18 protein-coding genes are annotated in these 13,889 nt (G+C 46.2%); all 18 read left to right on the top strand.

Annotated elements, in window-relative coordinates; genetic code table 11:
* The first annotated feature begins 8 nt into the window (after positions 1-8).
* On the top strand, positions 9-248 hold the full coding sequence (locus Q9I99_RS01725) for a Fis family transcriptional regulator (RefSeq protein WP_002213092.1): 240 nt from the start codon (positions 9-11) through the stop codon (positions 246-248).
* Positions 249-250: 2 nt separating this feature from the next.
* Complete coding sequence (gene ruvC / locus Q9I99_RS01720; protein ID WP_301667390.1) at positions 251-787, top strand: crossover junction endodeoxyribonuclease RuvC; 537 nt, start codon at positions 251-253, stop codon at positions 785-787.
* A 50-nt stretch (positions 788-837) separates the two neighbouring features.
* Positions 838-1,707, top strand: a complete 870-nt coding sequence (locus tag Q9I99_RS01715; RefSeq protein WP_301667457.1) for a lipid A biosynthesis lauroyl acyltransferase — start codon at positions 838-840, stop codon at positions 1,705-1,707.
* Positions 1,708-2,455: 748 nt separating this feature from the next.
* Positions 2,456-3,250, top strand: a complete 795-nt coding sequence (locus Q9I99_RS01710) for a 3'-5' exonuclease (RefSeq protein ID WP_301667389.1) — start codon at positions 2,456-2,458, stop codon at positions 3,248-3,250.
* 224 nt (positions 3,251-3,474) lie between these two features.
* A complete protein-coding gene (gene pepN / locus Q9I99_RS01700; RefSeq protein ID WP_301667388.1) occupies positions 3,475-6,078 on the top strand; it encodes an aminopeptidase N in 2,604 nt (867 codons plus the stop codon).
* A gap of 161 nt (positions 6,079-6,239) precedes the next feature.
* Complete coding sequence (mafB, locus tag Q9I99_RS01695; RefSeq protein WP_301667387.1) at positions 6,240-7,736, top strand: polymorphic toxin MafB class 1; 1,497 nt, start codon at positions 6,240-6,242, stop codon at positions 7,734-7,736.
* A 14-nt stretch (positions 7,737-7,750) separates the two neighbouring features.
* Positions 7,751-7,981, top strand: a complete 231-nt coding sequence (locus tag Q9I99_RS01690) for a MafI family immunity protein (RefSeq protein WP_013448465.1) — start codon at positions 7,751-7,753, stop codon at positions 7,979-7,981.
* Positions 7,982-8,159: 178 nt separating this feature from the next.
* On the top strand, positions 8,160-8,864 hold the full coding sequence (locus tag Q9I99_RS01685; protein ID WP_373325193.1) for an HINT domain-containing protein: 705 nt from the start codon (positions 8,160-8,162) through the stop codon (positions 8,862-8,864).
* A gap of 9 nt (positions 8,865-8,873) precedes the next feature.
* On the top strand, positions 8,874-9,101 hold the full coding sequence (locus Q9I99_RS01680; protein ID WP_301667386.1) for a hypothetical protein: 228 nt from the start codon (positions 8,874-8,876) through the stop codon (positions 9,099-9,101).
* 126 nt (positions 9,102-9,227) lie between these two features.
* Positions 9,228-9,770: a suppressor of fused domain protein gene (locus tag Q9I99_RS01675; protein ID WP_301667385.1), complete on the top strand. Its 543-nt coding sequence runs from the start codon at positions 9,228-9,230 to the stop codon at positions 9,768-9,770.
* Between the two features lie 310 nt (positions 9,771-10,080).
* Positions 10,081-10,482: a hypothetical protein gene (locus Q9I99_RS01670; RefSeq protein WP_301667384.1), complete on the top strand. Its 402-nt coding sequence runs from the start codon at positions 10,081-10,083 to the stop codon at positions 10,480-10,482.
* A 154-nt stretch (positions 10,483-10,636) separates the two neighbouring features.
* A complete protein-coding gene (locus Q9I99_RS01665) occupies positions 10,637-11,305 on the top strand; it encodes an HINT domain-containing protein (RefSeq protein WP_308447941.1) in 669 nt (222 codons plus the stop codon).
* Positions 11,306-11,308: 3 nt separating this feature from the next.
* Complete coding sequence (locus Q9I99_RS01660) at positions 11,309-11,581, top strand: hypothetical protein (RefSeq protein ID WP_301667383.1); 273 nt, start codon at positions 11,309-11,311, stop codon at positions 11,579-11,581.
* 119 nt (positions 11,582-11,700) lie between these two features.
* Positions 11,701-12,246, top strand: a complete 546-nt coding sequence (locus Q9I99_RS01655) for a suppressor of fused domain protein (protein WP_301667456.1) — start codon at positions 11,701-11,703, stop codon at positions 12,244-12,246.
* 80 nt (positions 12,247-12,326) lie between these two features.
* Complete coding sequence (locus tag Q9I99_RS01650; protein WP_301667382.1) at positions 12,327-12,875, top strand: suppressor of fused domain protein; 549 nt, start codon at positions 12,327-12,329, stop codon at positions 12,873-12,875.
* A 15-nt stretch (positions 12,876-12,890) separates the two neighbouring features.
* The gene (locus Q9I99_RS01645) at positions 12,891-13,136 is read left to right on the top strand and encodes a hypothetical protein (RefSeq protein ID WP_301667381.1); all 246 of its coding nucleotides are present in this window, start codon (positions 12,891-12,893) and stop codon (positions 13,134-13,136) included.
* A gap of 36 nt (positions 13,137-13,172) precedes the next feature.
* Complete coding sequence (locus Q9I99_RS01640) at positions 13,173-13,526, top strand: immunity protein Imm33 domain-containing protein (RefSeq protein ID WP_025457562.1); 354 nt, start codon at positions 13,173-13,175, stop codon at positions 13,524-13,526.
* On the top strand, positions 13,516-13,839 hold the full coding sequence (locus Q9I99_RS01635; protein ID WP_301667380.1) for a ribonuclease E inhibitor RraB: 324 nt from the start codon (positions 13,516-13,518) through the stop codon (positions 13,837-13,839). Before Q9I99_RS01640 ends, Q9I99_RS01635 begins: the two co-directional genes overlap by 11 nt.
* Positions 13,840-13,889: the final 50 nt, after the last annotated feature.

Below are 13,889 nucleotides of genomic sequence, written 5' to 3'. Positions count from 1 at the left end.
GTGCAATCATGCCCCATACCCTTCCCGATATTTCTCAATGCATCAGACAAAATTTAGAACAATATTTCAAAGACCTGAACGGTACCGAACCTTGCGGCGTGTACGATATGGTATTGCATCAGGTGGAAAAACCGCTGCTGGTGTGTGTGATGGAGCAATGCGGCGGTAATCAGTCCAAAGCCTCCGTCATGTTGGGACTGAACCGCAATACCTTGCGTAAAAAACTGATTCAACACGGTTTGCTGTGAATATGTCGGCAACCGTCCGTATCTTGGGCATCGACCCGGGCAGCCGCGTAACGGGTTTTGGTGTCATCGATGTTAGGGGGCGGGATCATTTTTACGTTGCCTCAGGCTGCATCAAAACGCCTGCCGATGCACCTCTGGCAGACAGGATTGCCGTGATTGTGCGGCACATCGGCGAAGTCGTTGCCGTTTACAAGCCGCAACAGGCGGCGGTGGAACAGGTGTTCGTCAACGTCAACCCTGCATCGACGCTGATGCTCGGTCAGGCCAGGGGTGCGGCATTGGCGGCATTGGTCAGCCATGGTTTGCCCGTTTCGGAATACACTGCCTTGCAGGTCAAACAGGCGGTAGTCGGCAAGGGTAAGGCGGCAAAAGAACAGGTGCAGCATATGGTGGTGCAGATGCTGGGGCTTTCGGGAACGCCGCAGGCGGATGCGGCCGACGGTCTTGCTGTCGCACTGACCCACGCCTTACGCAACCACGGGCTTGCTGCCAAACTCAATCCTTCAGGGATGCAGGTCAAGCGCGGAAGGTTTCAATAGTTTCAGACGGCATTTGTATTTTGCCGTCTGAAAAGAAAATGTGTATCGAGATGAAATTTATATTTTTTGTACTGTATGTTTTGCAGTTTCTGCCGTTTGCGCTGCTGCACAAGATTGCCGACCTGACGGGTTCGCTTGCCTACCTTCTGGTCAAACCGCGCCGCCGTATCGGCGAAATCAATTTGGCAAAATGTTTTCCCGAATGGAGTGAGGAAAAGCGTAAAACCGTGTTGAAGCAGCATTTCAAACACATGGCGAAACTGATGTTGGAATACGGTTTATATTGGTACGCGCCTGCCGGGCGTTTGAAATCGCTGGTGCGCTACCGCAATAAGCATTATTTGGACGACGCGCTGGCGGCGGGGGAAAAAGTCATCATCCTGTACCCGCACTTCACCGCGTTCGAGATGGCGGTGTACGCGCTTAATCAGGATGTCCCGCTGATCAGTATGTATTCCCATCAAAAAAACAAGATATTGGACGAACAGATTTTGAAAGGCCGCAACCGCTATCGCAACGTCTTCCTCATCGGACGCACCGAAGGGCTGCGCGCCCTTGTCAAACAGTTCCGCAAAAGCAGCGCGCCGTTCCTATATCTGCCCGATCAGGATTTCGGACGCAACGATTCGGTTTTTGTGGATTTTTTCGGCATTCAGACGGCAACGATTACCGGCTTGAGCCGCATTGCCGCGCTTGCAAATGCAAAAGTGATACCCGCCATCCCCGTCCGCGAGGCGGACAATACGGTTACATTGCAATTCTACCCGGCTTGGAAATCTTTTCCGAGTGAAGACGTGCAAGCCGACGCGCAACGTATGAACCGCTTTATCGAAGAACGCGTGCGCGAACATCCCGAGCAGTATTTCTGGCTGCACAAGCGTTTTAAAACCCGTCCGGAAGGCAGCCCCGATTTTTACTGACTACATAAAATTACAAAACAAATCAGGCGTTTCGAGTCGAAATTCCCGATTGTTTTTGGAAATTTGAAACCGGGGTCGTGCAAACAGGATTTGCCGGACGGTTTTAACGGTTCAGTTGTTTGTAAAAATAACGCTTTTTGAAATTGACAAAAAAACAAAATCAGGTTTTAGGGCTTATTCCGCGAACAAAGGGGGCGGATGCCGAAAATCCGATTAACATATTAAAATTAAATTTGTTTAAAAACATAAAGTTGTAAATAAGTATCTCATACAAGCCTTTTCATTAAACAGATATTCAGATATTTTGTGCCAAAAATTTATATAATATTTAAATTAATATCAAGTTATAAAAATATATAGAATTTTATTTTGTTTATTTATAATTTTAAGCAATAATCTAAATCAGGCATTCTGATTCCCCTGTTTTAAAAAATACTTGGCAAGGTGTGAAAAAAGGCGTACATTCCGCTACACAGAATTACAGACGCAGCGGAGCAATGCCGTCTGAAAGGATTTTCCGGTCAGTCTTGCGATTGGTCGGAGTTTCATCGGAAACGGTGAAACGAAAGTTTGCCGGCGTAGAGTTGAGCTACGCGGGCAAAGCCGCAGGCGAAAGCCTGTATTGTTTGTGAAGCGTAAATCTCTGATTTGAGGTATTGGGGCAATCCTGTGGGGGGTTGCCTCTTTTTTTATCCGCCTTTTAATGACACAATAGGCGCAAGTCTGTTTTTGAATGCAAGGTACTGCCATGAATACGATTTTGGCTTTCGATATTGAAACCGTACCCGATGTGCAGGGTATCCGTACGCTGTATGACTTGCCGTCTTCCCTGCCGGACGACGAAGTGGTGCCGTTCGCGCAGCAGAAACGCCGCGCACAGACCGGCAGCGATTTTATGCAGCACCACCTTCATCAGGTTGTGGCGGTTTCCTGCTGTATGCGCTGGGGTCAGGACAAGGTTCACGTTGGCACCATCGGCGAGATGGACGATGGCGAAGAAGTTGTGATTGCCAAGTTTTTTGAATTGATTGAAAAACATACGCCGCAACTGGTCAGCTGGAACGGTGGCGGTTTCGACCTGCCCGTACTGCATTACCGCTCCCTGATATACGGCATCAACGCCGCGCGCTATTGGGATATGGGCGACGGCGATTTCGGCGACAGCCGCGATTTCAAGTGGAACAACTACATCAGCCGCTACCACCAACGCCACTGCGATTTGATGGATTTGCTCGCGCTTTACCAGCCGAGGGCGAATGTGCCGCTGGACGATATGGCGAAACTGTGCGGTTTCCCGGGCAAGCTGGGTATGGACGGCAGCAAGGTGTGGGAGGCATTCCATGCCGGTAAATTGAAGGAAATCCGCAATTATTGCGAAACCGATGCCGTGAATACGTATTTGATGTATCTGCGTTTCTGTCTGGTCAGCGGCAGATTCGACGCGGACGAATACGAAATGGAAATCAAGCGGATCAGAAACTATCTCTCCGCACAAACAGAAGACAAACCGCATTGGGCAGAATTTGTCCAAGCGTGGAAATAGAAAACCTGCTGTCCGGAGGCGGTACGCTTGTGCCGCCGTTTCGGTTCAGACGGCATATGGTGGATTAAATTCAAACCGGTACGGCCTTGCCTCTCCTTGCCTTACTATCTGTACTGTCTGCGGCTTCGTCGCCTTGTCCTGATTTTTGTTAATCCGCTTTAAAAGCTGTATCCGTGCCGTCTGAAGCCTTTTCCAGTCAAACCAAACAATATTGAAAGAAAAAAATGAGCAAAACCGTCCGTTATCTGAAAGATTACCAAACGCCTGCCTACCGCATTCTCGAAACCGAACTGCATTTCGATATTGCCGAACCGCAAACCGTCGTGAAATCCCGTTTGACGGTCGAGCCGCAGAGGGTGGGGGAGCCGCTGGTGTTGGACGGTTCGGCGAAACTCTTGTCCGTCAAAATCAACGGGGCGGCGGCAGATTATGTGTTGGAAGGCGAGACGCTGACGATTGCAGGCGTGCCGTCCGAACGCTTCGCCGTCGAAGTGGAAACCGAAATCCTGCCGGCGGAAAACAAATCGTTGATGGGGCTGTATGCTTCCGGCGGCAATCTGTTTACCCAGTGCGAGCCGGAGGGCTTCCGCAAAATCACGTTCTACATCGACCGTCCGGATGTGATGTCCAAGTTCACGACCACCATCGTTGCGGACAAAAAACGCTATCCCGTTTTGCTTTCCAACGGCAACAAAATCGACGGTGGCGAGTTTTCAGACGGCCGCTATTGGGTGAAATGGGAAGACCCGTTTGCCAAACCGAGCTATCTGTTTGCTTTGGTCGCGGGCGATTTGGCGGTAACGGAAGACCGTTTCACCACCATGAGCGGCAGAAACGTCAAAATCGAGTTTTACACCACCGAAGCGGACAAGCCCAAGGTCGGCTTTGCCGTGGAATCCTTGAAAAACGCGATGAAATGGGACGAAACGCGCTTCGGTTTGGAATACGACTTGGATATTTTCATGGTCGTCGCCGTGGGCGATTTCAATATGGGCGCGATGGAAAACAAGGGTTTGAACATCTTTAACACCAAGTTCGTCCTCGCCGACAGCCGCACCGCCACCGATACCGATTTCGAAGGCATCGAATCCGTGGTCGGACACGAATATTTCCACAACTGGACGGGTAACCGCGTAACCTGCCGCGACTGGTTCCAGCTTTCGCTGAAAGAAGGGCTGACCGTGTTCCGCGACCAAGAGTTTTCCGGCGACCGCGCCAGCCGCGCCGTGCGCCGCATTGAAAACATCCGCCTTTTGCGCCAGCACCAGTTCCCCGAAGACGCAGGCCCGACCGCGCATCCGGTGCGCCCCGCCAGCTATGAGGAGATGAACAATTTCTACACCATGACCGTTTATGAAAAAGGCGCGGAAGTGGTGCGGATGTATCACACCTTGCTCGGCGAAGAGGGCTTCCAAAAAGGCATGAAGCTCTATTTCCAACGCCACGACGGCCAGGCCGTTACCTGCGACGATTTCCGCGCGGCGATGGCGGACGCGAACGGCATCAATCTCGACCAGTTCGCCTTGTGGTACAGCCAGGCGGGCACGCCCGTTTTGGAAGCGGAAGGTCATCTGAAAAACAATGTTTTTGAGTTGACCATTAAACAAACCGTGCCGCCCACGCCTGATATGGCGGACAAGCAGCCGATGATGATTCCCGTCAAAATCGGGCTGCTGAACCGCAACGGCGAAGCGGTGGCATTTGATTATCAGGGCAAACGCGCGACCGAAGCCGTGTTGCTGCTGACCGAAGCCGAACAGACCTTCCCGCTCGAAGGCGTAACCGAAGCCGTCGTTCCCTCGCTGCTGCGCGGGTTCAGTGCGCCAGTGCATCTGAACTATCCGTACAGCGACGATGACCTGCTGCTCCTGCTTGCCCACGACAGCGATGCCTTTACGCGCTGGGAAGCCGCGCAAACGCTCTACCGCCGCGCCGTCGCTGCCAACCTTGCCGCGCTTTCAGACGGCATCGGGTTGCCGAAACACGAAAAACTGCTTGCCGCCGTCGAAAAAGTCATTTCAGACGACCTTTTGGACAACGCCTTCAAAGCCCTGCTTTTGGGCGTGCCGTCTGAAGCCGAGCTGTGGGACGGCGCGGAAAACATCGACCCGCTGCGCTACCATCAGGCGCGCGAAGCTTTGTTGGATACGCTTGCCGTCCGCTTTCTGCCGAAATGGCACGAATTGAACCGTCAGGCGGCGAAGCAGGAAAACCAAAGCTACGAATACGGTCCCGAAGCCGCCGGCTGGCGCACGCTGCGCAACGTCTGCCGCGCCTTCGTCCTGCGCGCCGACCCCGCGCACATCGAAACCGTTGCCGAAAAATACGGCGAAATGGCACAGAACATGACCCACGAATGGGGTATCCTGTCTGCCGTCAACGGCAACGAAAGCGATACGCGCAACCGCCTGCTGGCGCAGTTTGCCGACAAGTTTTCAGACGACGCGCTGGTGATGGACAAATATTTCGCCCTCGTCGGCTTAAGCCGCCGCAGCGACACCCTGCAACAGGTTCAAACCGCCTTGCAGCATCCGAAATTCAGCCTCGAAAACCCCAACAAAGCCCGTTCGCTCATCGGCAGCTTCAGCCGCAACGTCCCGCATTTCCACGCAGAAGACGGCAGCGGCTACCGCTTCATCGCCGACAAAGTCATCGAAATCGACCGCTTCAACCCGCAGGTCGCCGCCCGCCTAGTGCAGGCGTTCAACCTCTGCAACAAGCTCGAGCCGCACCGCAAAAACTTGGTGAAACAAGCATTGCAGCGCATTCGGGCGCAGGAAGGATTGTCGAAAGACGTAGGCGAAATCGTCGGCAAGATTTTGGATTGAGGCCGTTAAACAGAAAAAACAATGCCGTCTGAAAGCCCTTGCGCTTTTCAGACGGCATTTTCGCCCCTTTTGTTTACAAAATCTTAAAATCCCTTTACACTAAAACCCGTTCAAAACAAAACAAATATCCTGTCAACACACGCTGCAAAGGAGGATAAACCGTGAAACTGCTGCGAAGACTAACAAACCTCCTTGCCGCCTGCGCCGTAGCGGCGGCCGCACTCATACAGCCCGCCCTCGCGGCGGACTTGGCGCAAGACCCGTTCATTACCGATAACACCCAACGGCAGCACTACGAACCCGGCGGCAAATACCACCTCTTCGGCGACCCGCGCGGCAGCGTTTCCGACCGCACCGGCCAAATCAACGTCATCCAAGACTATACCCACCAGATGGGCAACCTGCTCATCCAACAGGCGGCAATCCAAGGCAATCTTGGTTACACCGTCCGCTTTTCCGGACACGGACACGAAGAACACGCCCCCTTCGACAACCACGCCGCCGACAGCGCGAGCGAAGAAAAAGGCAACGTTGACGACGGCTTTACCGTGTACCGGCTCAACTGGGAAGGACACGAACACCATCCTGCCGATGCCTACGACGGCCCGAAGGGCGGCAATTACCCCAAACCTACGGGCGCACGAGACGAATACACCTATCACGTCAACGGCACAGCCCGCAGTATCAAACTCAATCCGACCGACACCCGCAGTATCCGGCAACGCATATCCGACAACTACAGCAACCTCGGCAGCAATTTCTCCGACCGCGCCGATGAAGCCAACAAAAAAATGTTCGAGCACAATGCCAAGCTCGACCGCTGGGGCAACAGCATGGAGTTTATCAACGGCGTCGCCGCCGGCGCGCTCAACCCCTTTATCAGCGCGGGCGAAGCCTTGGGCATAGGCGACATACTGTACGGAACGGGCTATGCCATAGACAAAGCCGCGATGCGCAACATCGCCCCCTTGCCCGCCGAGGGCAAATTCGCCGTCATCGGCGGCTTGGGCAGCGTGGCGGGCTTTGAAAAGAATACGCGCGAAGCCGTTGACCGGTGGATACGGGAAAACCCCAATGCCGCCGAAACCGTCGAAGCCCTAGCCAACATCCTGCCGTTTTCCAAAGTCAAAGGATTGGTGAGGGCGGCGAAACCTGGGAAGGCTGCGGTTAGCGGAGATTTTTCTGCTGCATACAATACAAGAACAACTAGAAAAGTTACTACAGAAACAGAGGGGTTAAATAGAATCAGACAGAACCAGAAAAATAGTAATATACATGAGAAAAATTATGGAAGAGATAATCCTAATCATATTAATGTTTTATCTGGAAATTCTATACAACATATACTGTATGGAGATAAAGCAGGAGGTGGGCATCTTTTTCCTGGCAAACCTGGTAAGACAACATTCCCCCAACATTGGTCAGCCAGTAAAATAACTCATGAAATTAGTGATATCGTTACATCCCCAAAAACGCAATGGTATGCACAGACTGGAACAGGCGGCAAATATATTGCTAAAGGAAGACCAGCCAGGTGGGTATCATATGAAACGAGAGATGGAATTCGTATCAGAACAGTTTATGAACCTGCAACAGGAAAAGTGGTAACTGCATTCCCCGATAGAACCTCTAATCCCAAATATAACCCTGTAAAATAATGAGTATTTGAAAGATGAAAACATTAGACGAACGAATAAAGAATTTAGGAAAATCTCTTGAAGATAGAATTGACGCTAATCTAATTGATGCCACACTAGAGTACATTACTTTTTCAGAACGTTTGCTAGCTTTTGAAACGCTATGTGATTATATTGAAGATTTCAATATCCAGCTTACGGAAAAAGAATCCCAAGAAATCTCTTTTATTAATAAGGAATTTGGAATTGAAAGTACATCAGATTAATAAATATTAGGTCGGTTTAAAAACCCAACAATCAAAAAGTCGTCTGAAACTGCTTTTAATTTTCAGACGGTCTTTCCTTCATTTGAAGCAGGATATTGGGAACTAAGTTCTTCAAAAATCCTGCCTCCGTCCCTTATACGTCGGTGCTTTAGTCAAAACGGCAGACGGCTACAAAGCTATTGCCCGTATCCGAGCCGGCGAGAGCGTCCTCTCCAAGGACGAGGCAAGTGGAAAAACAGGATACAAACCTGTTACCGCCCGATACGGCAATCCGTATCAAGAAACAGTTTACATTGAAGTTTCAGACGGCATCGGTAACAGCCAAACCCTGATTTCCAACCGCATCCATCCGTTTTATTCGGACGGCAAATGGATTAAAGCGGAAGATTTGAAAGCGGGAAGCAGGCTGTTTGCCGAAAACGGTGCAGAGCAGACCGTTCAAAGCGTTACCGTTAAACAAGAACCGCTGCAAGCCTACAATCTGACCGTTGCCGATTGGCATACTTACTTCGTCAAGGGTAATCAGGCGGAAACGGAAGGGGTTTGGGTTCATAATGATTGTCCGTATGGAAAATCTCCAAGAAAAATTAATGCTGTTATCAATGAAACCAATACTCAAAGAGGTAATATAACAAGTAAGCATACTTTATCTTCTGATGAAGCCTTAGATGCTGGAATTAAATACTTAGGCTCCGAATATAAAGAAATTGGTAAATCAGGTAGCGGCGTTTATCGGAACAAAACAGGCACAAGGCAATTTAGGATTGATAACAACTCTTTAGAGGGAAATCATGCACCAAATGTACCGCATATCCATTTGGAAAGGATAGACCCGAATAAGAAAAAACCACTAACAAATAACCATATTCCCATTAAAGATTAGGGTGTGTCTATGGAAATAAAATTCAATACTTTGGGGGTTATCCTGAATGGGGTCAATCCTGAAGAAAAATTCATAAAAATTATTGACGATTGGGAAAATACCGGGGGATTTCTGATACTGTTATCTTCAAATGACAAATTTTCATCGTTTGACAGTTATGATGACTGGGTCGAAAACTTAGAAACATTAAAAGAATATCTGCAAGAATCTCATTGGATAATAAAGTGGGTCGGATAGTCGGCAAACGTAGTCCGTCTGAAACACTTTTACTTTTCAGACGGACTTTCTATCAATGGGAACAAGGCATTTTGTCTCAATCCGGTTTATGATTATTCGATACAGTGATGGGAAGCTAAGAAAAATATGATTAATCATATTGAAAAATATATAGGCACTATTTCTCATGGCTCGAAAAGCGATTTGGGAAGTCAGTACAAATTAAATATCGCAGCTATTCCCTCTTCCCCTAACAGGGATTTAAAAACTTATATTACTTTAGGGTTAAGCAAACATAATCTGAATTATAAAAGCAGATTTGAAATACTTTTTGTATGTTCTTTAAAATATGATGAAAATCAGATTTTCCCATTTTTAAGATGGTTGGCAGAAACCATCATTGAGAACAAAAAAATCCTTCTTCGGGGGCAGGTTGTTTATTTGCCCAGAAGCATTGTTGATTCAACAAAAATGGACGCACTGTATGTTTCCGCCCCATTTTATTTCGACGATGATTTCCAAGTCTGTTATGGCGAACACTACAATATCGTTTTCCCTTTGCTTGTCCCGTTGTATAAACAGGAAGCCGAATTGGTGGAAAAAAAGGGTTGGAATGCTTTTGAGCAGTTCTTGCTGGATAATGAAGTTAGCAACCTTTCGGATATGAATCGGAAACCGTTTGTTTGGTAAGGATTTTCTTAAATTTAATCAAAGTGCCGTCTGAAACCGTGTTTAATTTTCAGGCGACCTTCCCCTTATTTGAAACAGGATATTGAAAACTAAGTTCTTCAAAAATCCTACACCTGCTCCTTTCACGGCAGCACCTTGGTCAAAATGGCAGGTAGCTGAAAAGCAAACACTGTTATCAACCATTTGAAGACTGGCTGGAATAGGAAAGAAAATCGGTAAAATCTCCATGATTAGACGGTAAAATACCTCGGTGTCGCTGAAACCCCGATCGTCGTGTTACCAAAACAAAAATTAGATATGGAAAATGATTGTGAAGATTAAACCATTACAATTTTCTAACAATAATCGCAGATTTTACGTAGACAAAATTTGTGTTACCGAACAAGATGTGAACATTTTAGCATCCGACCGAAATTATGAATTAAATATTGAAATATTTATCGACAATATAATTCATTTTCAAATAACAGATGAATCTTGTAAAGTAAAATTTTCAGAATATTTATTTGAAAATAAAGAAAAAAATAATTGGGATGGGAATCCTACTGCAAATTATTTTTTCGAGATAATAGATGACAGTTATATGGACTGGTTGAAAGAAGAAAGTTTTGATTTTTTTGAAAAGAAATATTATAAGGCTTATATTTTCTTTTTTAGCGATTCTGTAATAGAAGTTATCAGCTCGACAGAACCTGTATTTTATTCAAAATAACAAATTATCAAACAAAGCTCTGATTAAAAACCCGGCAATCAAAATACCGTCTGAAGCGGTATTCGACTTTCAGACGGCATTTTGATGAATGAAACAGGATATTGAAAACTAAGTTCTTCAAAAATCCTACACCTGCTCCTTCCACGGTAGCACCTTGGTCAAAACGGCGGACGGCTACAAAGCTATTGCCCATATCCGAGCCGGCGAGAGCGTCTTTGCCAAGGACGAGGCAAGCGGGAAAACGGGATACAAACCCGTTACCTCCCGATACGGCAATCTGTACCAGGAAACCGTTTACATTGAAGTTTCAGACGGCATCGGTAACAGCCAAACTCTGATTTCCAACCGCATCCACCCGTTTTATTCGGACGGCAAATGGATTAAGGCGGAAGACTTAAAGGCGGGAAGCAGGCTGTATTCCGAAAGCGGCAAAACCCAAACCGTCCGCAACACCGTTGTCAAACCAAAACCGCTCAAAGCCTACAACCTGACCGTTGCCGATTGGCATACTTACTTCGTCAAGGGCAGTCAGGCGGAAACGGAAGGGGTTTGGGTTCATAATGATTGTCCTCCCAAAAGAGCTCCCGAATACCATGCAGGAACTGTATCTAAATCTAATTTTTTAAATGCAGCTGAGAAATGGCTAGGGAAAAACTATCAGTCGTATCCAAATGGTCGATATGTATCACAAGATGGAATGCGGCAGGTACGATATGGTTATCATGAAACAAATTCATCTACGCATCATGGTCATTTTGAATCATATGACAAACCTAATGGGCGTGTAATAGAAAATAGTGCGGTAACAATTATTCGGGATTGAAGAATGATGAGTGTAAAAGAATTATTCAAAGTCATCTTAGATGAAAATAAAGATTTTCCTATTAGAACGATTCATCGTACCCCGATGGGGATACTTCCCAAACCTGTTGCTTTAAGTATTGTTCAATATGAAGATGACCAAGGATTTTATTTGTTTTATTTGAATGAGGCCGGTCAGGAACAAACGGATACTTATCACGAAACATTAGATTCGGCATTTGAACAGGCGGAGTTTGAATTTGGAATCAGCAAAGAAGAATGGATGCAAAGTCCTTAGGCGGCAAAATCAAGATGCCGCTTTATTTTTCAGACGGCATTTCCGTCAATAAAAAAGTTGGTATTGGAGCCCAAAACAGCCTATGCCTTGCCGGAATAGGGATGAAAGGTTTAAGAAAAGTGATTGTAGTTGAACATTTAGAGCATTATTTGGGTGAAATCGAAAGCGGTATAAAATGCTTGGATCGACGTTATCATCTCAGCGTTTCCGTCTTCCCATCACAACCATATAAAGGGGTAACTACTTTTTCTACTTTAGGCTTGAATCGATATGACTTGAACTATAAAAGTAGGTTTGAATTAATTTTTACCTGTTCTGAAGAATGGAATAAAGAAAATATTGCAGCTTTTCTATCAGGAGTGGCTGAATATTTGATTGACAATAGACAACCTATTTTAAGAGGTGAAATTATTCAATTACCCAGGGTAATTATCGAAGGTAGCAAAATGGATGCACTGTATGTTTCCGCCCCATTTTATTTCGACGATGATTTTCAGGTCTGTTATGGCGAACACTACAATATCGTTTTCCCTTTGCTTGTCCCGTTGTATAAACAGGAAGCCGAATTGGTGGAAAAAAAGGGTTGGAATGCTTTTGAGCAGTTCTTGCTGGATAATGAAGTTGACAACCTTTCGGATATGAATAGGAAACCGTTTGCTTGGTAAATACCTTTTTCAAACGGTCAATGCCGTCTAAAAAACCTTGTTTCAGGTTTCAGGCGACCTTTGAAAACAGGCTAAAAAGCATGGACTATAACCAAACTGTTTTATCTCACTTGCAAAAATTTTGGAAACATCATGATATTAAAGGATTTACTTGGACTTTAGGAAGGATTGTTGAAGAACTTCCCGATTTCCAAGTTTTCCAAGTGATTCCTAATCATGAAGATGAGCCCTGGGTTTATGTCAGCTCTGGGATAGGTCCATTTTTAGGACAGGAGTTTTTTATCGTCAGCCCATTTGAAACACCTGAACATATTGAGACCTTGGCGATGCTGGCATCGGCAAGTATGCATTATCCAGACCGATTTCAATTAGGAAAAACGGTCAATATCGGCAGACCATGGGTTGGACAATCGTCCTTTCGGCATTTTCTGATTTCTCTGCCTTATCCTTATGGGCAAGAGTTGGAATATATGGATAATGTCCGATTTTTCTGGTTATTGCCGATTACTCATCAAGAGAGGCTTTTTTTAGATACCCATTCGGTAGAAGAATTGGAAACGAAATTCGATGAAGCGGGTATTGATTATTTAGATATAAATCGTGCGAGTACTGTCTGGCAGGCCGGATAAAAACCCGGCAATCCGATGCCGTCTGAAACAAGTTTGGGCTTTTCAGACGGCATTCTGATGAATGGAACAGGATACTGGGAGCTGAGTTCTTCAAAAATCCTATCTCCGTCCCTTATACGTCGGTGCTTTAGTCAAAACGGCAGACGGCTGAAAAATTATTGCCCGTATCCTTGCCAAAGACGAAGCAAGATGAAACCGTGGCAATTGAATCAGTACAACCGCAATGTCCGACTTGTTCCGCAAAACAAGGAGGGAGATTAAGCCAATATTCAAAAGAACAGAAAAGGAAACTGAGTAATGGGAATAAAAAATGAACAAATAATAATTTGTAAAAAATATAATACAGAAATCTATCCTGTTTCCGATGTTTCAAAAATCGGTGTTGCTGAAAATGTCAAACAGGCAAATCTCTATCCGATTAACGGGTTAAGGCACCGTCCCAAAGGTGATACTAACGGTTGGTATATCTGGGCCGGTGAAAACTTCTCCCATGATAAAAATTTTTTCCTGCCCCTGCATACTTTCCATTTGCAAATATGGCGACCCGAAATCATCCCCTTTTTGACACTTCCGCCCGGTTACCGTTTTTTAATTGGGGAAAACGGTTATGAAGACGTATGGTTTGATGAGTTGCTATTAAATGATAATTGACGAAAAATCCACTTCAGATGTACTGAAACAATATCAAGAATTAGGGTTTGATTTGGCAAAACCGATGACAATAGAGTTTTTTATAGAGGGTTCTCAAAAGAATCTGCAATCAATAGAAAGTCAAATTATTTCTTATCGGCAGGATGTTCAAATCAGTATTGAGCAAAATGAATTCGGAGGGATGTGGACTTGCTATTGTTCCGTCAATATCGTCCCTTCTCTTGAAAACATTTTAGCTATTGAAACTACGTTATTTGATATTGCACAAAAAAATGATTGTAGTTACGAAGGTTTTGGTTCGTATGGGAACTGACGGAAAATGTCGGTCAGGCTAAAAAAAACGGTAATCAAAATGCCGTCTGA

This window comes from Neisseria basseii, from assembly GCF_962707005.1.
In the GTDB taxonomy this organism is placed as follows: domain Bacteria; phylum Pseudomonadota; class Gammaproteobacteria; order Burkholderiales; family Neisseriaceae; genus Neisseria; species Neisseria bergeri.
Note: the sequence above shows the minus strand (reverse complement) of the source record. Positions and strands in the feature narration are given on the sequence as shown.

Excerpts from the sequence above, each read along its gene's own strand:
- Q9I99_RS01725 (WP_002213092.1), top strand. The coding sequence starts at position 9 with ATGCCCCATACCCTTCCCGATATTTCTCAATGCATCAGACAAAATTTA.
- Q9I99_RS01715 (WP_301667457.1), top strand. The coding sequence starts at position 838 with ATGAAATTTATATTTTTTGTACTGTATGTTTTGCAGTTTCTGCCGTTT.
- Q9I99_RS01690 (WP_013448465.1), top strand. The coding sequence starts at position 7,751 with ATGAAAACATTAGACGAACGAATAAAGAATTTAGGAAAATCTCTTGAA.
- ruvC (WP_301667390.1), top strand. The coding sequence starts at position 251 with ATGTCGGCAACCGTCCGTATCTTGGGCATCGACCCGGGCAGCCGCGTA.
- Q9I99_RS01650 (WP_301667382.1), top strand. The coding sequence starts at position 12,327 with ATGGACTATAACCAAACTGTTTTATCTCACTTGCAAAAATTTTGGAAA.
- pepN (WP_301667388.1), top strand. The coding sequence starts at position 3,475 with ATGAGCAAAACCGTCCGTTATCTGAAAGATTACCAAACGCCTGCCTAC.
- Q9I99_RS01680 (WP_301667386.1), top strand. The coding sequence starts at position 8,874 with ATGGAAATAAAATTCAATACTTTGGGGGTTATCCTGAATGGGGTCAAT.
- Q9I99_RS01640 (WP_025457562.1), top strand. The coding sequence starts at position 13,173 with ATGGGAATAAAAAATGAACAAATAATAATTTGTAAAAAATATAATACA.
- Q9I99_RS01660 (WP_301667383.1), top strand. The coding sequence starts at position 11,309 with ATGATGAGTGTAAAAGAATTATTCAAAGTCATCTTAGATGAAAATAAA.
- Q9I99_RS01675 (WP_301667385.1), top strand. The coding sequence starts at position 9,228 with ATGATTAATCATATTGAAAAATATATAGGCACTATTTCTCATGGCTCG.
- Q9I99_RS01710 (WP_301667389.1), top strand. The coding sequence starts at position 2,456 with ATGAATACGATTTTGGCTTTCGATATTGAAACCGTACCCGATGTGCAG.
- Q9I99_RS01635 (WP_301667380.1), top strand. The coding sequence starts at position 13,516 with ATGATAATTGACGAAAAATCCACTTCAGATGTACTGAAACAATATCAA.
- Q9I99_RS01645 (WP_301667381.1), top strand. The coding sequence starts at position 12,891 with ATGCCGTCTGAAACAAGTTTGGGCTTTTCAGACGGCATTCTGATGAAT.